The sequence below is a fragment of the Arsukibacterium ikkense genome (assembly GCF_000987775.1).
GTDB classification, from domain to species: Bacteria; Pseudomonadota; Gammaproteobacteria; order Enterobacterales; family Alteromonadaceae; genus Alishewanella; species Alishewanella ikkense.
The window spans coordinates 16,121-35,889 of the sequence record NZ_LAHO01000016.1; the positions used below are offsets into that span (position 1 = coordinate 16,121).

Sequence of the window (19,769 nt, forward strand, 5' to 3'; positions counted from 1 at the left end):
TTTTATTTGCCAACTTTCAAAATGGCCAGGAAGGCCTCTTGCGGCACTTCAACGTTACCCACCTGCTTCATCCGTTTTTTACCGTCTTTCTGCTTTTGCAACAGCTTTTTCTTACGGCTGATATCACCACCGTAACATTTTGCCAGCACGTTTTTGCGCATTTGCTTAATGGTGGTACGGGCAATCACATGGTTGCCAATCGCAGCCTGAATAGCAATATCAAACATTTGCCGCGGGATCAGCTCTTTTAGTTTTTCGGCTAACTGGCGGCCTCGGCTCTGGGCAAAGTCGATATGGCTGATAATCGCCAGCGCATCTACCCGCTCGCCATTAATCAGAATATCAACCCGTTGCATGTTAGAAGTTTGAAAGCGTTTAAAGGCATAATCAAGCGAGGCATAACCACGACTGGTTGACTTTAACTTGTCAAAAAAGTCCATTACCACTTCCGCCATTGGCAGCTCGTATGTCACCGCGACCTGACGGCCGTGGTACAGCATATTGGTCTGGGTACCGCGCTTCTCAATACACAGGGTAATAACATTACCCAGGTATTCCTGCGGCACCAGAATATGCGCCTCCACAATCGGCTCATGAATTTCAGCAATATCATTCACTGCCGGTAAATCGCTGGGGTTATCAATCAGGATGACTTCGCCGTCTTTTTTCACCACTTCGTACACTACGGTAGGCGCAGTGGTAATTAAATCTAAGTCGTATTCGCGCTCCAGTCGCTCCTGAATAATTTCCATGTGCAACATGCCGAGGAAACCAATCCGAAAACCAAAACCCAACGCACCCGAGTTTTCCGGTTCATAGAACAAGGAGGAGTCGTTCAGGCTCAGCTTCGCCAGCGCGTCACGGAAGTCTTCGTAGTCATCACTGGATACCGGAAACACACCCGCATAAACCTGCGGTTTAATCCGTTTAAAACCCGGTAAGGGCTTGTCTGCACTGTTTTTGGCTAACGTCAGGGTGTCGCCTACAGGCGCACCTTTAATTTCTTTAATACCGGCAATAACAAAACCCACTTCACCGGTTTTTAACTCACCGGTATTGGTAGCTTTCGGGCTAAAGACCCCGACTTTGTCCACTTCATACACCTGACCGGTCGACATCACTTTAATTTTGTCTTTGGTTTTGATTGAACCATGTTTTACCCGCACCAGCGACACGACGCCCTGGTAGGCGTCAAACCAGGAGTCAATAATCAGTGCCTGAGTCGGCTGGTCGGCTTCGCCTTCCGGCGGTGGAATTTTTTTAACAATAGTTTCCAGGACATCTTTAATACCAAAGCCGGTTTTAGCCGAGCACTGCACTGCCCCCAGCGCTTCAATACCTATAATATCTTCAATTTCTTCGGCTACCCGCTCTGGCTCAGCCTGGGGTAAGTCGATTTTGTTCAGTACCGGGATCACTTCCAGATTCATTTCTAATGCGGTGTAACAGTTGGCGACGGTTTGCGCTTCCACGCCCTGGCCGGCATCCACCACCAATAAAGCACCTTCACAAGCAGCCAGCGAGCGGCTGACTTCATAGGTAAAATCGACATGACCCGGGGTATCAATAAAGTTCAGCTGATAAGTTATGCCATCATCAGCGGTATAGTTCAGGGTGACACTTTGCGCTTTAATAGTAATGCCGCGCTCACGCTCCAGATCCATCGAGTCCAGCACCTGCTGCTGCATTTCGCGATCGGCTAAGCCGCCACAATATTGGATCAGCCGGTCTGAAAGCGTCGATTTACCATGGTCAATGTGGGCGATGACGGAGAAATTTCTGATGTTATTAAGTTTTGCCATGTGATCCGCGAATGTCCGAAATATACTGGGGGTACTAACAATAAGCTGCAATGTGCCAGGTAAAAGCACAGTTATTGTGATACCGATGCTGTAAAAAATTAGCGGGAATTGTACTCTATAAGCGGCAAGCTTGCTATGTGTTCTTCGCCAATGGCTCAGGACACTTGCTGGACATTTAATTCAGGTAATACGGCCGTAATGATCAGCGGCTGCTGTTGCACCATCTTGTTGCCATAGTAGCGGGCCATCGCCAAACCACAAGCTGCACCCACAGCAGCTGCCAGCACCAGCCAACCTTCGGTTGCCTGCCAGCTGAAATGCACCAGTAAAGCAAACCCCAATAGCAACACCAACGGCAACAAATACACCAGCAGCGCCGCCAGCACCAGCTGCTGTTCAGACGTTGCCACCGTAACCCGCTCGCCGGGTAATAGCGGCACATCGGTCGCCACAAAAAACCGGCTTTGCCGTGGCGTCAGGGTTTTGGCAACAATACCGCTACCACAATCATTGCTGACCTGACAGCTATTGCAGGTGCTCACTGGTGTAGTGCCCAGCCATACACCGTCACTTTCAACGGCCAGCACTGTCGCGATTTGTTCAATCATGTTCAGCCCTGCCTTTAGCGCACTGCGCCAGCGAGTCGCTCTGCCACATCAATACTCACCGGGCCGATAACCGTAATATCGTGCTGGGCGGCGCTTAGCATATAAATAGTGGTAGCGCCGTCACGATAGGCCTGGGTTGGCATGCGCTGGCTCGGTTGCACAAATACTGATACCTGATGCAAACCATCTGTCAGCAACCAGTAACTAAGCAGGTTTTGCTGCAGCTGTGGTGCAACGTAGGGAGTATCTACCAACTGGTAACCAGCGGGTAACCAGGTGAGCTGCAGCTGAGTATCAGGTAAGCGGGCACCGGCGGCACGCGGCGCGGGTTCAGGGAGTTCGCTGTCCAGCAAGCGCTGCAGATTATCAGGGAATTCAGCACTAATGCGCATATGGGTAACTAACCAGCGTTCCAGTGGTGCCTGCTGTTCAGACATCACGTCAATGCGCAGCGGGAAACCCGACTCTGCTTCAATCCACAACCAGTAACTGTGCCTGCCCGGATCCGTAGCGCTGAGGCGCAGCAGCTGCGCCGTATGGCCGGACATCACCATGCTGCTACCGGGTACTGCCGTATAAAGCTGACGAATTTGCTGGCTGTTTTGAAAAAGTATCGCAGGCAGTTCTTTAATAGTGTTGCTGTATGTCACCAGGGCCGGACGATCAGTTAAAAAATAATAGACAACGCCGTCACGGCGTAAAATATCGACCCCTTCGGCGTCCAGGGGCACCAGATGTTCAATTTCTTTGTCACCTTTACGGCCATGCTGCCAGCGGAAGGTTTCTACCTGGCTACCCTTGAACACCACAAAAGAACTATCAAAATTATACTGTTTAACACTTTGCTGAACACGTTCAAACAGAGCCCAACCGGCTTCATCAGCCTGCAGCAAGCTACTGCACAATAACAACAGGGTGCAACAAAAGCTTACTACTTTGCTCATATTACTGCTCGTTTTCTTGCCCGGTTGTGGCTTTATCTTGCTCCATAGTCCGCACCTGCTGCCGATGAGCATGCAATAACGCCTGCAGTCGCCGTTGTTGCTCTTGCATGGCTTGTTGCTCCTGCTCTACAAAACGGCTATCTGCTGTGGTTGAACTCAGACTAACCGGGGTAGCGAAACCGCCTATCGGATTAGTTTGCAATACCGGACTGGGCAGCAGTAACTCCTGTTCCAGTGGCTGCTGATATTGTTGCACCCCTAGTACAGCAAATAACGCCACACTGGCCGCCACAGCGCCCTGGGCAGCAGGTTTTAACCAACTGCCATTTGCTGCATAGTGTAAACCCGCAGCTACTTTTTGTAACAAGCTACGGCTTTGGCTTAATTGATAAGTGGGCTCGTCTTGCAATAATGCGGCGATGTCAGCGCTAAAATTTTCAGGCAGAGGCGCTGTTTTTTCCTGCCGGAAAATAGCCGCAGCCAGTTGGTATCGTTCCAGCTTTTGCTGTAGCTCTGGCTGGCGCAATAACTGGTCAAGCTCAGTATCACTGATGTGCCGGTTATCACTCGCGGCTGAGAGCCAATCTTGCTTTTCTGACGACATAATATTTCCTGTCTGCTTGCTGTTTATTGTAAGGGTTAACTTATTAACGGTTTAAGCTGTATATCTATTGCTTCACGTGCCCGGAAGATCCGACTGCGCACCGTACCTATGGGGCAAGCCATCACTTCTGCAATTTCTTCGTAGCTTAACCCTTCAAGCTCTCTGAGAGTAATAGCGGTACGAAGTTCATCAGGCAATTTATCTATGGTATTAAACACCACTGTCCGAATTTCATCAGACAATAATAATCGCTCTGGCGAATCTTGCTCTTTTAAAGCATCGCTACCTTCAAAATACTCTGCGTCTTCCGCATCAACATCGGTAGCCGGCGGCTTGCGGCCGTTTGCTACCAGATAATTTTTTGCACTGTTAACCGCAATGCGGTACAACCAGGTATAAAAAGCACTTTCACCACGAAAACCCGGCATCGCCCGATACGCTTTAATAAATGCTTCCTGCGCAACGTCTGCCACATCTCCATGGTTAGAGACATAACGGGAAATTAAGTTCGCAATCCGATGCTGATATTTTTTTACCAACAGATTAAATGCGGCTTTATCACCTTGTTGTACCCGCTGGACAATTTGCCAATCTAATTCTTGCTCGCTCATTCTGTGAGCCTGTCCCCTGTAATACTGATTAGGATGTCGATTATACATGGCCCATGTCTGGCGTTGTTGCTCTGACCATGGCCACAATAAATAGTTCTGTATATTATGACAAAACCGCTACAATAAGCTGATCCAACAGTCTGGCTGTCGGGTATTGGCAGCGGTAACCCCAAGGTTACCCAAACATTAAGGCTCAATGGGGATAAGTGTATCGCATGACACGACAAAATGAATATCATTGTGACGTTTTAATTATTGGCAGTGGTGCGGCTGGCTTATCCCTGGCACTACAGCTGGCTGCTGATGCGAAAGTGCTGGTGTTGAGCAAAGGGCCGCTACGTGAAGGCTCTACCTTATATGCCCAGGGCGGCATTGCCGCCGTGTTTGACGAAAATGACAGTATTGCTTCTCATGTTAACGACACCTTAATTGCCGGCGCTGGCTTATGTGACGAAACTGCCGTGCAATATACCGCCGAGCATGCCAAAGAAGCGATGCATTGGCTGATACAGCAAGGCGTACCCTTTGATCAGTACCAGGATAGCGATGGCAGCCTGAAGTATCACCTGACCCGCGAGGGCGGCCATAGCCACCGGCGTATTTTACATGCAGCGGATGCCACCGGCCAGGCTGTGCAAATAACCCTGGTCGACCAGGTTAAACGCCACCCAAATATCAAGCTGCTGGAAAACTACAATGCCATCGACTTAATTAATGGCAGCAAACTGGGGCTGGATCCGAAAAAATGCTATGGCGCCTATGTCTGGAATAAAACAGACGCCAAGGTAGAAACCATTAAAGCACATTTTGTGGCGCTGGCCACCGGCGGTGCCAGCAAAGTGTATTTATATACCAGTAACCCGGATGTGGCCAGTGGCGATGGCATTGCCATGGCCTGGCGGGCCGGCTGCCGGGTAGCCAACATGGAGTTTAACCAGTTTCATCCCACCAGCTTGTATCACCCCGATGCGCCGAATTTTTTAATCACCGAGGCGATGCGCGGTGAAGGCGCTTATTTGCGCCGGCCTGATGGTAGCCGTTTTATGCCGGAGTTTGACGAGCGCGCCGAGTTGGCACCACGGGACATTGTAGCCCGGGCAATCGACTACGAAATGAAGCGACTCGGTGCGCATTGTCTGTATCTGGATATCAGCCACCAGCCGAAAAACTTTATTATCGAGCACTTTCCGACGATTTATGCCAAGTGTTTAAGTGTTGGTATTGATATTTGCCGCCAGCCAATACCGGTAGTCCCGGCTGCGCACTACACTTGTGGCGGCGTTGTCACCAACCTGAATGGCCAGACCGATTTACACAACCTGTACGCCATTGGCGAAGTCGCGTACACCGGTTTGCATGGAGCCAACCGGATGGCCAGTAATTCACTGCTGGAATGTGTGGTGTTTGCGCAAGCTGCTGCCAAACATATTTTAAGCCAGTTATCGGCCAGTGCTCGTTACGCTGCTATTGCGCCATGGGATGAAAGCCGGGTAAATGATTCCGATGAAGAAATTGTCATTACCCACAACTGGCATGAACTGCGGCTGTTTATGTGGGATTACGTCGGTATTGTTCGCACCAACAAACGGCTGGAGCGCGCCTTACACCGGGTGGAATTATTACAATCTGAAATTCACGACTATTACAGCCATTTCCGGCTAAGCCATAACCTGTTGGAGCTGCGCAATCTGGCCCAGGTTGCAGAATTGATTATCCGCTGCGCCATGGCCCGCAAAGAAAGCCGGGGCCTGCACTATAATCTCGATTACCCTGAGCTGTTACCTGAAGCCTTGCCAACCACTCTGACGCCCATAGCAAGCGTTTAAGCGCTCTGTTATTAACTGTTGCCGTGGTTGCTGTTGCTCTGGCCTTGCCAGTTAACCTGATTTAACTGCCTGGCCAGCGCGCGGTAATCGGCAATTGTCAGCTGATCATAAAGCAACCATTGCTGATACTGTCGATTATCAGCATCGTGCCAGCGCAGCAATAAACCATATTCGCTGACCAGGCTACCCACCATCAACTGTCCCGCGGGCAAAGCGCTTTGCCACCAACGCAACTGACCGTCAACGTTTAATGTTAAGCCCATAGCTGGCGGCCCTTGTTGATAACAGCTTATGCCCAACCAAAACAGAGCGCAGAGAAAGGGCGCGGCCAGGCCCAGCGTCACTAGCGGCAGGGGCTCAATACAAAATAATGCAAACAACAGACTGCCCAGCGCCAATATACCGTACTGGCGCCAACGCGACAGCTTAATTGAGACACTACACCCGGACACGGTCTAAAATAACCCTAATCAGCGCTTGCAGCGCTGGATCAGCAGACTTAGCATGGCCCATAAACCAGGCAAATAAGTCAGGGTCGTCGCATGCCAGCAAGCGCTCAAAATCTTGCTTTTGCTGCAGTGACAAAGCGTCATAGCCTTCTTCAACAAACGGGGCCAACAGCACATCCAGCTCCAGCATGCCGCGACGGCAAGCCCAGCGCAAACGTGGTTTAATCATTAATTCTGTCATTCTGATCCCTTACTGCTAAATATCTGATAAAAATAGCGCCAGCCTGACAAATCTGCCGCTGTGGGGTTGAGCTTTGTTTGACTGCCCCAATGTTACAACTATCTTCGCTTTGGTGATACTTCTGGTGATATAAACAATGCATACATCCTGGCTAACTGCACAGAGTTACGGTCAATTGTCTAATCAGGTTCAGGGCGCTTTTATCGCGCCGCTGCCGGCGTTTGAGGTTATCAGAATATCGGGTGCTGATAATCGCAAATATATGCAAAGCCAAACAACCTGCGATGTTGATCAGCTTAACGCTGACAGCTTTTTACGCGGTGCCCATTGCGATGCCAAGGGTAAAACCTGGTCGGTATTTCATCTGCTTGAGCATTCTGACGATCTGCTGGTGGTTGCCTTTCGTGATGAACTGAACGCGTCTTTGGCGCAGTGGCGCAAATTCGCCGTATTCTCCAAAGCCAGCTTTGAGCCTTGCCAGGATACTTTTGCTGTGCTGGGTATCGCTGGCGAAGGTGCAGAACAGCTGATCCGCCAGCTGGGCTTTACGCCGCCAGCTGGCAAGGGCGGCCTGAGCCGGCACAACCAGAGCGCACTGCTGCAACTGGCCGACCAGCATTATATGTTGCTAATGCCAAAACCAGACGCCATTACACTATTAGACAGCACCTTACCATTAGCAGCACCAACCCTGTGGCTAAAACAGCATATTCTGCATGGTTTATGTTATCTGGAGCAGCCGTTGATTGGCGAATTTGTGCCGCAAATGCTTAACTTACAGGCGGTAGATGCCATTAGTTTTAGTAAAGGTTGCTATTTAGGCCAGGAAACGGTGGCCAGAATGAAATATTTGGGCCGCAATAAGCGCGCTGCCTGGATATTACAAGCCGAAACCGATGAAGCCCCTGCTGCAGGCTGCGACATCGAACAACAGTTCAACGACAACTGGCGCCGGGTGGGCCAGGTTATTAATGCCGTCAATATCAATAACCAACTGTGGTTAATTGCTGTACTGCCTAATGACATAACACCGGCAGACTCATTGCGGTTAAAATCAGACAGTGCGCCAGCATTGCAGTTGCTACCGTTACCTTATCATTTAAGTTAAAGAGGTTTTCATGACCATTTCCCAAGACAAAGTCGTCGCCATGCATTACACCGTTACCGATGCTCAGGGTAACCAATTGGATTCATCTATTGATGGCGAGCCTTTGGTGTTTTTATTTGGCCATGGCGCATTAATCCCCGGTTTAGAACAAGCTTTAGCCGGCAAAACTATTGGTGACACCTTTACGGCCACCATAGCGCCTGCAGAAGCCTACGGCGAACGCCATGACCAACTGGTGCAAGCTGTACCCAAGTCGATGTTTGAAGGCATGGACGTCTCGCCGGGTATGCGTTTTCGGGCTGCCGGGCCAGATGGCCGCGAGCAACCCGTGATTATTCTGGAGGTGACCGACGAAGAAGTGGTGGTAGATGGCAACCATCCACTGTCTGGCATCGAGTTAAGTTTTGCAGTTGAAGTGCTGAAAGTACGGGATGCTACCGAAGAAGAATTAGCACATGGCCATGTTCATGGTATTGATGGCACCGACAGCCACTAAGCCTTTAGCAACACTACAATTAAACTGAAAACCGCAGCATCCGGCTGCGGTTTTGCGCTAACACCACGCGACGAAAACCTTGACAGCAGCGACAAAGCACCCTATTTTGACCTCTTATCTTATTTGCAACCATTGTAAAAGCTGTTATATCAGATGAAAGATCGCATTATTATCTCGGTATCGAGCATCAATGGTACCCGCCACTTTAGTATCAGCAAATTGTTTAAACGCAATGCCGTCATTAGCTTATGGCTCATTTTATTTACGGTAATTATTACAGCGGCGGTGATCGATTATTTACTGAAAACGGTTGACCACACCAAAAACCAGCAACAACTGCTGGCCGCACAAGCTGAGCATCTGGCAGCAGAGATCACCGAACTTAGCCAGACCCGCGAACAACTACAGCACGAACTCAGTATAAAACAAGATGAGATGCTGCAGGTGAGCACCCGGCTGGGCGAAATTGAGTTGACACTGGGGCTGGAACAAGAATTCCCACAAGATTTAGAAGCGCGTTTGGACACGGCTACAGTAAACTCCAGCGCAAAAATGGCCATGTTACAATTAGTGCCAAACGGTTCGCCTTTAGAGTTCCGGCGCCGCTCATCTCGCTTTGGGGTACGCACACACCCTATTATGGGCAAGCAACAACATCATAATGGCATTGACTTATCGGCTAACCGCGGCACCCCTATCTATGCGCCGGCCGACGGTGTGGTGGAAGCGGTTCGCCCGAGTAAGAATGGTTATGGCAACCTGTTAAAAATTCGCCATGCCTTTGGCTTTTCAACGTTATATGCACATTTAGATGAATTTAAGGTGGCGAACGGCAACTTCGTGCACAAAGGCCAGCTGATAGCAACGTCTGGCAATACCGGTAACTCAACGGCACCGCATCTGCATTATGAAATTCACTTTTTAGACCGGTCACTGAATCCTCAGCACTTTATGGACTGGGACAGCAATAATTTTGACCTGGTATTTGAAAAAGAACGGAGCATTAAATGGGATTCTTTAGTAACGATGCTACAAACCAAAGCAAGCACACAACTACAACTGTTGTCGCTGCGGGATGCTCAATTATCGGAAGCATCCGACTAAGTTGTGATATGCAGGTAGATGGCTATGTTGAAGGCGTGATTACCAGCGAAAAAACCCTGATTATCAGTGCTGCCGGCCGGGTAAAGGCGCAGGTAACGGCCGACAAAGTCATCATTAATGGTTTATTTGACGGTGAACTGTTTGCCAACACGGTAGAAATATTACCGCACGGTAAAGCTCATGGCATCATTCACAGTGACGACTTGTGCATTGAACGTGGCGGTAGCTTTATTGGTGAAACTCAGCCAACCTCACAAGAGCAGGTAGTTAGCCTGAGCAAGCCTGATACTAAAGTAGAGCAGATCGCGGATCAGAAAGCGGAAAAACACTCTGCCAGCCGCTCAGAAAACAGAATTGAGAACAAAGCACAGTAACTTCTGCTATAATGCCGCCCCTTTGCAGGCGGCGTCCTGTTATTTAGTTACAGGAAATCATCGTGTCTGACCAATGTTTTAGCCAACTGGCTTTGCCAGCCCCCCTGCTTGAATGCTTAACCAGCCTCGAATATCACGACATGACAGCGGTACAGGCCCAAAGCCTGCCTGCTATTCTGGCTGGCCAGGATGTGATTGCTCAGGCCAAAACCGGCTCAGGTAAAACCGCAGCATTTGCCCTCGGTTTGCTGGCCAAGCTGGATGTAAAGCGCTTTCGTATTCAAAGCCTGGTGCTATGCCCAACCCGCGAACTGGCTGAACAGGTTGCTGCCGAAATTCGCAAATTAGCCCGCAACATTCATAATATTAAAGTGCTGACTCTCTGTGGTGGCGTGCCGACCCGCAGCCAGATCGTCTCACTGGAACATGGCGCCCATATTATTGTTGGCACACCGGGCCGGGTACTGGATCACTTACAGCAACAACGGCTGGATTTAAGCAATTTAACCACCTTAGTGCTGGATGAAGCCGATCGCATGCTGGAAATGGGCTTTGCCGATGCTCTGAATGCCATTCTGGCAGAGGTACCAGCCCAGCGGCAAACCCTGTTATTCAGCGCTACCTTTGATAAGGCTGTACGTCAGATTGCCGATAATATTATGCAGTCACCCGTTACGGTAACAGTGGCCAGTCCGCATACCCAGAGCACTATCGAGCAACAATTTTTTCAGCTGGACGGCACCCGGCGCGCTGACGCGGTTAAATTGTTATTGCACCAGTTTCAGGCCGCCAGCACTGTTGTCTTTTGCAATACCAAGCGGGAAACCCAGGATTTAGCCGACACCTTAATGCAGGCGGGCGTCAGCGTGATGGCGTTGCACGGTGATTTAGAGCAGCGGGATCGCGAACATGCTCTGCTTAAATTCAGCAATAACAGTGTCAGCGTGTTAGTGGCGACAGATGTTGCGGCCCGGGGCCTGGATATTGAAAAACTGGATTTAGTGATCAACTATCAGCTGGCACATGATGTGGCGACCCATACCCACCGGATTGGCCGCACCGGTCGTGCCGGTAACAGCGGTATTGCCTGCTCGTTGTTAAGCCCGGACGATGGTCAAAAGCTTAATGCGTTGGCTGAGCAATTAAACCTGGAGATCACCGCGCGGCCCCTACCCGCTAATACTGTATTACAGCAAAGCCTGCCAGAGCCGGCTATGCAAACCCTGCAAATAGACGGCGGTAAAAAGCATAAATTACGTCCAGCCGATATCGTTGGAGCCCTTACCAGTAACAACAGTATTGCCTTTGCGGATATTGGCAAGATTCAGTTATTGGACACAGTCGCTTTTGTTGCAGTCAGCCGTAACGTAGCGAAACAGGCACTGACGTTATTAAACGAAGGCCGCATGAAAGGCAAAAAATACCGGGTATGGCGTTTATAACGCCAGGCTAAGCCTGTTGCAGCCGTTGCCAGCAAAATAACACTGGCAACGCTGCCCACTTTACTGAGTTAATGGCTCAGCTTGTAATAAGGTGTTAATCCAGCGCTGTTCAGTAATAAAATTCCAGTGCCAGCTTTGCCACTGCTCGCCCAGGCCGGCCGCAACTATTTGCTCCGCGTTCAGGCCTTTGGCCTGCTGCTGTTCAACCTGAGCCAGAGTTTGCAGCATCATTTGATAAAAGCGCTGCAAGCCAGCCTTGTCGGTCAGCTCGCCATGCCCTGGGATCACTTTGGTATCGTCATCAATCAGGTCGATAACATAGGCGATATTAGCAATATAACCACGCACCGAACCGCCATTGTTTAAATCGATAAACGGAAAACGCCCTTCGAACAACATATCGCCCATATGCAGTACGTTGCTGTCTTCAAACCAGACAATAACGTCACCGTCAGTGTGGCTGGGTGGCAAGTATTCCAGGCGGATTTTCCGACCACCGACGTGCAGGCTTAACTGCTTACTAAAGGTTTCAGTCGGTAGCCCTGAACGCGGGAACGCCGGATCGGCAGTTAAACGCGTTAACACATTATCATGGGCAATAATTCGTTTAGGCATTAGCGCGCTGTTGCCACCAACATGGTCGGCGTGCAGGTGGGTGTTAATCAGGGTACCGAGGGCTTTACCGTCACTGATTTCAGTCAGTTTTGCATTAATTTTATCTGCCAGCTCTGCAAACTGGGCATCAATTAAAATAACCTCCTGCGCCGTCACCAGCGCAGCCATGTTGCCACCAGAGCCGGTTAACAGAAAGAGGTTGTCTGCCAGCGGCGTAGCTTTTATTTCCACGTTGGCAAAACGATTGGCCAGCGCTGGTAAACTTAATAGCAACAGCAGTATTAACGTGTAGGGTAGTAACCTTGGCATCATGATTATCCTTAGTTAAATTAAAAGTTTACCCTATACGTAACGATAAACCATTCAGATGATTTTATTATCCTGCCACATTTTCTCTTTCTGCAGCCGCTTCAGCCGTTTTTCGCAGGGCTTGTCACAATCACAGGCTTTGGCAATATTAAGTTCGCCAAGGCCGCCACAGCTGCCGGCCAGGGTTTTGCGTTGTACAATAAAGCCCACGGCCATGGCAAGTACCACCACCAGGAATAAACCAAAGGTAAATAAAAATACCGCCATTGTCTATCTCTCTTCTTCGCTTAAAAAGGGTTGAAATGCCTCACTGACCAGCTCACTAAAGCCTTCATCGGTTTTTACAATCAGCAGGGCGGCGATCTGGTATTTATTGGCAAATTGCAGCGCCTCTTCAGCAGCCATAATATGCAGCGCTGTCGCATAAGCATCTGCTGTCATGCTACTGGGGTGCAACACCGTACTGGATACCGTGCGGTGCGAAATAGGGGCACCAGTGCGTGGGTCAATCAAATGCGAATAACGGATACCGTCTTGTTCAAAGAAATTACGATAATCACCGGAGGTTGCTAATGCCATATCACCGGGCTCAATAATGCGCTGCATGGCACGGGTACCCGCCACCGGTTTTTCAATTGCCACCCGCCAGGCGCGGTCAGGCTTGCTACCGTTAACCCGCATGTCACCGCCAATATCGACCAGATAATCATTAATACCAGCTGCTTGCAAGATTTCTGCTAACCGATCAACACCATAACCTTTAGCAATAGTTGATAAATCTATGGCTACTCTCGGATCCTGCTTCGTTAACTGGTTGTCATGCAGGCTGATTTTATCCAGGCCTACATAACCACGCACGGCCGCCAATGCCTCAGCGGCGGGCTGCGCGACTATCCGGCCAGCGGCACCAAAACCCCACAGTTCCACCAGAGGACCAACGGTAATATCAATAATGCCGCCAGTTTGCTCGCCAACGCGTATCGCTTCGGCAATCACTTTGCGGCTTGGTTCACTTAAGCTGAAGGGCTCGCTGCTTTGCAACTGGTTAAAGCGCATCAATTCAGACGCTGGCCGGTAGGTCGACATTAAGTCGTTAATCAGTTCCAGCTCCAGTTCCATTTGCTGCTGCAACGCCTTAATGTCAATTGCCGGCTGGCCGTAGAACTTAACGCTGTAGGTGGTACCCATGGTATTACCCTGCAGCGCGTGTTCCTGCGGCTGCTTGGCAGCCGGCGAGCAACCGGTAATCCATAAGCTTATGACAATAAACCAAATAGGTGAAATAGATACAAAGCGTTTCATGGTAAGTCCTGCTCGCATATTAATAGCATAAAGGGGCAACGCATAACGTTACCCCTTTTGATTTTACTAAGGTGGTCGCGTATCAGCCGCCGAAGTCGTCCAACAGAATGTTGTCGTCTTCCACACCTAAATCTTTCAGCATGTTAATTACTGCTTTGTTCATCATTGGCGGACCGCACATATAAAACTCACAGTCTTCCGGGGCTTTATGGTTTTTCAGGTAGTTTTCATAAATTACATTATGAATAAACCCGGTGTAACCTTCCCAGTTATCTTCTGGCTGTGGATCAGATAACGCCACATGCCATTCGAAGTTGTCATTCTCAGCCGCCAGCATGTCGAAATCTTCGACATAAAACATTTCACGCTTAGAGCGGGCGCCATACCAGAAACTAATTTTCCGTTTGGATTTTAAGCGTCGTAACTGGTCGAAAATGTGTGAGCGCATTGGGGCCATACCCGCACCACCACCAATAAATACCATTTCTGCTTCGGTTTCTTTGGCATAAAATTCACCAAAAGGTCCGGAGATAGTCACTTTATCGCCTTCTTTCAGGCCCCAGATAAACGAAGACATCTTGCCACACGGCAGGCTCAGGTTATTCGGGGGTGGAGTTGCTATCCGCACGTTCAGCATAATAATGCCTTCTTCGTCCGGGTAGTTAGCCATCGAATAAGCACGGATAGTTTCTTCGTCTACTTTTGACTCTAAGCTGAAGAAATTAAAGCGTTCCCAATCACCACGGAACTGTTGCGGGATCTCAAAGTCTTTGTACTTAACATGGTGAGCTGGTGCTTCAATCTGAATATAACCACCGGCCCGGAACGGCACTGACTCGCCATCCGGAATAGCCATCTTCAGCTCTTTAATAAAGGTGGCCTTGTTGTCATTAGAAATAACCGTACAATCCCACTTTTTAATACCGAAGATTTCTTCTTCCACTTCAATTTCCATATCAGATTTAACCGCAACCTGACAGGACAAGCGACAGCCTTCACGGGCTTCACCTTTACTGATATGACCCATTTCAGTTGGCAGAATTTCACCGCCACCTGATTTAATATGGACCCGGCACTGGCCGCAAGTACCACCACCGCCACAAGCTGATGACAGGAAAATGCCATTGTCAGCCAGGGCGCCTAATAACTTACCGCCAGCTTTGGTTTTAATGGCTTTGTCTGGGTCATGGTTAATACTAATTGTAATGTCGCCGCTGGCTACCAGTTTAGATTTTGCTGCCAGAATAATAAATACCAGCATCACAACCACGACGGTAAACATGCCAACGCCAAGATATATCTCTTGCATTGTATTTTCCTTCTACTGCTTTACAGTGAAACGCCAGAGAAAGACATAAAGCCTAATCCCATTAAACCCACTACCAAAAAGGTAGACCCTAAACCGCGCAAACCGGCTGGAATATCAGCGTACTTCAGCTTTTCACGGATGCCGGCCAGTAAGGTAATCGCTAACGCCCAACCTACACCGCTACCGACGCCAAATACCACGCTTTCAGTAAAGTTGTAATCGCGCTCTACCATAAAGGCCACCGCACCAAAAATAGCGCAGTTTACGGTAATCAGTGGCAAGAAGATGCCAAGGGCGTTGTACAGTGCCGGGAAAAACTTATCTAACGTCATTTCCAGAATTTGCACTAACGCTGCAATAACCCCGATATAGGTTAAAAATCCCAGAAAGCTTAGATCTGCTTCAGGAAACCCTGCCCAGGACAAAGCACCAGGCGCCAGTAGCAGGTGAAACACCAGATTATTAACCGGTACTGAAATACCCAGTACCACAATAACGGCTACCCCTAATCCGAACGCAGTTTTAATTTTCTGCGATACAGCTAAAAAGGTACACATGCCTAAGAAGAAGGCTAGTGCCAAATTCTCAATAAAGACGGCACGTACAAATAAGCTTAAATAATGTTCCATTTGCTGTTCCTTATGCCTTCTCTACCTGTTCCGGGCGATATGCACGCAATACCCAGATAAACAAACCGATAATAATAAAAGCACTGGGCGCAATCAGCAGGAAGCCCATTGGCTGATACCAGCCGCCTTCGCTCAGTAGCGGCATAATTTGCACGCCAAACAGCGAACCAGAACCACCCAATTCACGGATAAAGGCTACCACCAGCAATACCACGCTATAACCTAAGCCATTACCAATACCATCTAAAAAGCTCATACCAGGCGAGTTTTTCATGGCGTAGGCTTCAGCCCGGCCCATCACAATACAGTTGGTAATGATCAAACCAACAAATACCGACAATTGCTTAGACAAATCAAAAGCAAAGGCTTTTAAGAACTGATCGACCACAATTACCAACGACGCAATAATGGTCATTTGCACGATGATCCGCACACTTGAAGGTATGTGACTGCGTAGCATTGAGATAAACAGGTTAGAGAATGCCACCACAAAAGTAAGTGCAAAGCACATCACCAAAGCGGTATCCATCTTGGTTGTTACCGCCAGTGCTGAACAAATCCCCAATACCTGCAAGGCAATCGGGTTATTGGCAAAAACAGGTCCAAACAGAACCGTTTTTATTTCTTTTGCATTAGCCATTATTTAAGGCTCCTTGACGCACTTTCGCTAAGAATGGACCAAAGCCATTCTCACCAATCCAAAAGGTAAAGGTATTTTGCACCCCGTTGGCGGTTAAGGTTGCCCCTGATAAACCGTCAACTTCATGAGCTGAGTCAGGGCTGGCATTGCCGGGCTTTTTCACTTCCAGCGCTAACTCACCTGCTTCATTCAGCAATTTTTTTCCCTGGAATTGTGCTTTCCAGCGCGGGTTTTCGATTTCAGCACCTAAGCCCGGGGTTTCACCCTGCTCATAGTAATTGAGGCCGATAATGGTATTACCATCGACTTCCAATGCCAAAAAAGCATGCATAGTCGACCACAAACCATAACCATGTACCGGTAACACTACCGATTTCAGATTGCGATCGGCATCGTAAGTCAGATACACCGGCGCCCGCTCAGCAACCCGTCGGATAGACGCAACATCGGCTGCCCCATCCAAAGCATTGCTTTGCGCAGGGTCACGCATCGCCCGGCGATAATCAAAAGCTTCAGCACAAGCTTTATCGCAGTCAGCAACGATTTCACCTGTTTGTAAGTCAACCAAGCGTGATTCAACATGCTTGCTAAAGGTTTCAGCAATCACTTGTGGTGAGGCTTTACCCTCAATCAGGCCAACACTGCGCAGAATGTTTACCTGAGAATCCAGCAGTTTATTCTTGTTTTGCAAAGGGCGTAACTGAACCGCTGCAGTAGACACCACAATGGCACATACCAAACACAAAGAAACTACTACTATCAGCGTTTTGCTGATGGTGTCATTATTACTAGACATTGCGTGCCAGCCTCCGCTTAATATTGGCTTGCGCCACGAAGAAATCGAATAGTGGTGCAAACAGGTTAGCAAACAGAATGGCCAGCATCATGCCTTCCGGATATGCCGGGTTTGCCACCCGAATCATAATCACCATAAAACCGATCAAAATACCGTAAGCCCACTTGCCCTGATTGGTAAAGGATGCCGATACCGGGTCTGTTGCCATAAAGAACATACCAATCGCAAACCCACCCAGCACCAAATGCCAATGCCATGGCATGGCAAATAACGGGTTAGTGTTAGAGCCGATAGCATTAAACAGGTAGCTGGTTAAGATCATACCAATCATCACACCCAGCACAATGCGCCAGGATGCTATGCGGAAGTAGATCAAGGCTAAGCCGCCAACTAATAATGCTAACACTGAGGTTTCGCCCACTGAACCGGGAATAAAGCCCATAAAGGCATCCCACCACAATTGGGTGTTAGCAGCATAATCCAGTTCGCCCATTTGCGCCTTGCTTAACCAGGTTGCGCCTGAGTAACCGTCAGCGACGGTCCATACCGCATCACCAGAAATTTGTGCCGGGTAAGCGAAGAACAGAAAAGCACGGCCGGCCAAAGCAGGGTTTAAAAAGTTACGGCCAGTACCGCCGAACACTTCTTTGGCCACTACCACACCGAAAGTAATACCCAAAGCAACCTGCCACAAGGGGATAGTGGCGGGCAGAATTAACGCAAACAGGATTGAGCTGACGAAGAAGCCTTCGTTGACTTCGTGCTTACGCACCGAAGCAAACAACACTTCCCAGAAACCACCTACCACGAAAGTCACAGCGTAAATAGGCAAAAACCAGACTGCGCCGTAGAGCATCTTGACGCCCCAGCCAGAGGCCTCAGTTAAACTGCCGCCCAGCAGCTGGAAAATAGCCACCTGCCAGCTGTCTGGCATGCCATAGCCGGCAATCAGCGCTTCAACCGCCTGGTGGCCGATATTGTACATACCAAAGAACAGTGCCGGGAACAAGGCCAGCCAAACGAAGATCATAATCCGCTTCAGGTCGATACTGTCACGCACATGAGTGCCATTTTTGGTTACTAAACCAGGGGTGTATAACACGGTAGCAACGGCTTCATACAGCGCGTACCACTTTTCATACTTACCGCCTTTCTCAAATTGCGGTTCAATGCGCTCTAAAAAATGCTTTAAACTCATGATTAGCCTTCCTTCTGGATGGTCGTCAAGCAGTTGCGCAGAATAGTACCGTAGTCGTATTTACCAGGGCATACAAAGGTACACAATGACAAATCTTCTTCGTCTAACTCCAGGCAACCCAGGGTTTGGGCGCTGTCGGTATCACCGGAAACCAGGTCCCGTAACAACAACGTTGGCAATACGTCCAGCGGCATTACCCGCTCATAATTACCAATTGGCACCATAGCCCGCGCTGAGCCGTTAGTGGTGGTTGTCATATTGAACAGGCGCTTCGGGCTCAGATGTGACAAGTATGCACGGGTAACCGAAAATTTAGTGGCACCGGGGGCTATCCAACCTAAAAACTCTTTGTCATAACCCTCGGCCAGCACCGACACCTGATTATGGTAACGGCCTAAATAACCATGTACACCATGGGCACTGCTACCAGCCAACACTGAGCCTGAAATTATACGGTTTTTACCGTCATTAAGTTCATCGTTGGTCAGCTCTGCCAAAGAAGCACCCAGCACAGTTTTCACCAGCCGTGGCGTTTTCACTACAGGACCGGCCAAAGCAACAACCCGGTTAGCATCCAGCTCGCCTGTCAAAAACAGCTTCGCCATGGCAATCACATCCTGATAACCAATATGCCATACCACTTTTTTCATGCTGACTGGTTCTAAGAAGTGAATATGAGTACCTACTAAGCCTGCCGGATGCGGGCCATCAAACTCAGCAACTTCTACCGCTGAACTGGCCGGTAACTGGCTGCCAGCTTTCTTGCTCAGAAATACTTTGCCATCGGTCAGCTTGCTTAACAACGTCAGGCCCTGAGTAAAGGCTTCCGCTTCTGCATTAATAATTACCGTAGGGTCAGCGGCTAATGGATTAGTATCCATCGCATTGACAAAAATGGCACGAGGCTGGCTGTCAGTGGCTGGGATCTGGCTGAACGGCCGGGTGCGCAAGGCAGTCCACAAGCCCGAGTCAAGCAGATTCTGGGTGACTTGCTCGCGGCTTAAGCCTGCCAGCTGATCACTGCTATAACGGGTGAACTGCTCAGCATCATTACCACTAACGGCAATAACCACTGATTGCAGTACGCGCTTAGCACCACGATTAATTTCTTTGACCGTACCCGCAAGCGGCGCGGTAAATTTAACGCCAGGGTTTTTCTTGTCTTCGAAAAGCACCTGACCTTTTTTTACCGTATCACCTACTTCGACTGACATTGTCGGACGCATGCCCACATACTCTTCACCTAAAACGGCGACGGTAGTAATGGCATTACCCGTACTGATCTCTTGTTTAGGACTGCCTGCAAGGGGAATGTCCAAGCCTTTTTTGAGTTTTATCATACGTACTTGCACTACTATTTTG

The 19,769-nt window shown here is 49.2% G+C and carries 22 protein-coding genes; 6 read left to right on the forward strand and 16 right to left on the reverse strand.

The features are described from left to right. Positions 1-2 precede the first annotated feature (2 nt). From lepA to rpoE, 5 genes are all read right to left on the reverse strand, one after another. Positions 3-1,802 (reverse strand): translation elongation factor 4, encoded by a 1,800-nt coding sequence (lepA, locus tag WG68_RS15280; RefSeq protein ID WP_046558594.1) that lies wholly within the window; start codon positions 1,800-1,802, stop codon positions 3-5. 155 nt (positions 1,803-1,957) lie between these two features. Continuing rightward, entirely contained in the window at positions 1,958-2,410 is a 453-nt protein-coding gene (locus tag WG68_RS15285; protein WP_046558595.1) for a SoxR reducing system RseC family protein, read from the reverse strand. Between the two features lie 14 nt (positions 2,411-2,424). Continuing rightward, positions 2,425-3,354 (reverse strand): MucB/RseB C-terminal domain-containing protein, encoded by a 930-nt coding sequence (locus WG68_RS15290; RefSeq protein ID WP_046558596.1) that lies wholly within the window; start codon positions 3,352-3,354, stop codon positions 2,425-2,427. A 1-nt stretch (position 3,355) separates the two neighbouring features. Continuing rightward, positions 3,356-3,958 carry a sigma-E factor negative regulatory protein gene (locus WG68_RS15295; protein ID WP_046558597.1) on the reverse strand — a complete coding sequence of 201 codons (603 nt, stop codon included), beginning with the start codon at positions 3,956-3,958 and terminating at the stop codon, positions 3,356-3,358. Between the two features lie 35 nt (positions 3,959-3,993). Further along, positions 3,994-4,569 (reverse strand): RNA polymerase sigma factor RpoE, encoded by a 576-nt coding sequence (gene rpoE, locus WG68_RS15300; RefSeq protein ID WP_046558598.1) that lies wholly within the window; start codon positions 4,567-4,569, stop codon positions 3,994-3,996. Positions 4,570-4,784: 215 nt separating this feature from the next. Here rpoE and nadB point away from each other — a divergent pair, with 215 nt between their 5' ends. After that, entirely contained in the window at positions 4,785-6,395 is a 1,611-nt protein-coding gene (gene nadB / locus WG68_RS15305; RefSeq protein WP_046558599.1) for an L-aspartate oxidase, read from the forward strand. An 11-nt stretch (positions 6,396-6,406) separates the two neighbouring features. On the opposite strand, the gene WG68_RS19995 is transcribed toward nadB, so the two are convergent. Next, complete coding sequence (locus WG68_RS19995) at positions 6,407-6,847, reverse strand: protein YgfX (RefSeq protein ID WP_324292086.1); 441 nt, start codon at positions 6,845-6,847, stop codon at positions 6,407-6,409. Next, entirely contained in the window at positions 6,834-7,085 is a 252-nt protein-coding gene (locus WG68_RS15315) for an FAD assembly factor SdhE (protein ID WP_046558600.1), read from the reverse strand. Before WG68_RS15315 ends, WG68_RS19995 begins: the two co-directional genes overlap by 14 nt. Positions 7,086-7,221: 136 nt before the next feature. Between WG68_RS15315 and ygfZ the strand changes: the two genes are divergently transcribed. The 5 genes from ygfZ (at position 7,222) to dbpA (ending at position 11,609) form a co-directional block, all read left to right on the forward strand. Then, complete coding sequence (gene ygfZ, locus WG68_RS15320) at positions 7,222-8,193, forward strand: tRNA-modifying protein YgfZ (RefSeq protein ID WP_046558601.1); 972 nt, start codon at positions 7,222-7,224, stop codon at positions 8,191-8,193. A gap of 10 nt (positions 8,194-8,203) precedes the next feature. Further along, positions 8,204-8,689: an FKBP-type peptidyl-prolyl cis-trans isomerase gene (locus tag WG68_RS15325; protein ID WP_046558602.1), complete on the forward strand. Its 486-nt coding sequence runs from the start codon at positions 8,204-8,206 to the stop codon at positions 8,687-8,689. 153 nt (positions 8,690-8,842) lie between these two features. Further along, on the forward strand, positions 8,843-9,793 hold the full coding sequence (locus WG68_RS15330) for a M23 family metallopeptidase (protein WP_046558603.1): 951 nt from the start codon (positions 8,843-8,845) through the stop codon (positions 9,791-9,793). Positions 9,794-9,801: 8 nt separating this feature from the next. Next, positions 9,802-10,167 carry a bactofilin family protein gene (locus tag WG68_RS19595; RefSeq protein WP_046558604.1) on the forward strand — a complete coding sequence of 122 codons (366 nt, stop codon included), beginning with the start codon at positions 9,802-9,804 and terminating at the stop codon, positions 10,165-10,167. Between the two features lie 62 nt (positions 10,168-10,229). Next, positions 10,230-11,609: an ATP-dependent RNA helicase DbpA gene (gene dbpA, locus WG68_RS15340; RefSeq protein ID WP_046558605.1), complete on the forward strand. Its 1,380-nt coding sequence runs from the start codon at positions 10,230-10,232 to the stop codon at positions 11,607-11,609. Positions 11,610-11,669: 60 nt separating this feature from the next. Here dbpA and WG68_RS15345 read toward each other — a convergent pair whose 3' ends face one another. The 9 genes from WG68_RS15345 to WG68_RS15385 all read right to left on the reverse strand — a co-directional run bounded on the left by WG68_RS15345 (position 11,670) and on the right by WG68_RS15385 (position 19,747). After that, complete coding sequence (locus tag WG68_RS15345; RefSeq protein ID WP_235357754.1) at positions 11,670-12,536, reverse strand: MBL fold metallo-hydrolase; 867 nt, start codon at positions 12,534-12,536, stop codon at positions 11,670-11,672. Between the two features lie 51 nt (positions 12,537-12,587). Further along, positions 12,588-12,800, reverse strand: coding sequence for a (Na+)-NQR maturation NqrM (gene nqrM / locus WG68_RS15350; protein WP_046558607.1), 213 nt, complete (start codon positions 12,798-12,800; stop codon positions 12,588-12,590). Between the two features lie 3 nt (positions 12,801-12,803). Continuing rightward, positions 12,804-13,835, reverse strand: coding sequence for an FAD:protein FMN transferase (locus tag WG68_RS15355; RefSeq protein ID WP_046558608.1), 1,032 nt, complete (start codon positions 13,833-13,835; stop codon positions 12,804-12,806). Between the two features lie 82 nt (positions 13,836-13,917). After that, positions 13,918-15,144 (reverse strand): NADH:ubiquinone reductase (Na(+)-transporting) subunit F, encoded by a 1,227-nt coding sequence (gene nqrF / locus WG68_RS15360; protein ID WP_046558609.1) that lies wholly within the window; start codon positions 15,142-15,144, stop codon positions 13,918-13,920. A 20-nt stretch (positions 15,145-15,164) separates the two neighbouring features. Continuing rightward, positions 15,165-15,773 carry an NADH:ubiquinone reductase (Na(+)-transporting) subunit E gene (gene nqrE / locus WG68_RS15365; protein ID WP_046558610.1) on the reverse strand — a complete coding sequence of 203 codons (609 nt, stop codon included), beginning with the start codon at positions 15,771-15,773 and terminating at the stop codon, positions 15,165-15,167. A gap of 10 nt (positions 15,774-15,783) precedes the next feature. Continuing rightward, positions 15,784-16,413: an NADH:ubiquinone reductase (Na(+)-transporting) subunit D gene (locus WG68_RS15370; RefSeq protein ID WP_046558611.1), complete on the reverse strand. Its 630-nt coding sequence runs from the start codon at positions 16,411-16,413 to the stop codon at positions 15,784-15,786. Beyond that, positions 16,406-17,209, reverse strand: coding sequence for a Na(+)-translocating NADH-quinone reductase subunit C (locus WG68_RS15375; RefSeq protein WP_046558612.1), 804 nt, complete (start codon positions 17,207-17,209; stop codon positions 16,406-16,408). The genes WG68_RS15370 and WG68_RS15375 overlap by 8 nt, the downstream gene beginning before the upstream one ends. Continuing rightward, on the reverse strand, positions 17,202-18,407 hold the full coding sequence (locus tag WG68_RS15380) for an NADH:ubiquinone reductase (Na(+)-transporting) subunit B (RefSeq protein WP_046558613.1): 1,206 nt from the start codon (positions 18,405-18,407) through the stop codon (positions 17,202-17,204). Before WG68_RS15380 ends, WG68_RS15375 begins: the two co-directional genes overlap by 8 nt. A 2-nt stretch (positions 18,408-18,409) precedes the next feature. Beyond that, positions 18,410-19,747: a Na(+)-translocating NADH-quinone reductase subunit A gene (locus tag WG68_RS15385; protein ID WP_046558614.1), complete on the reverse strand. Its 1,338-nt coding sequence runs from the start codon at positions 19,745-19,747 to the stop codon at positions 18,410-18,412. Positions 19,748-19,769 lie beyond the last annotated feature (22 nt).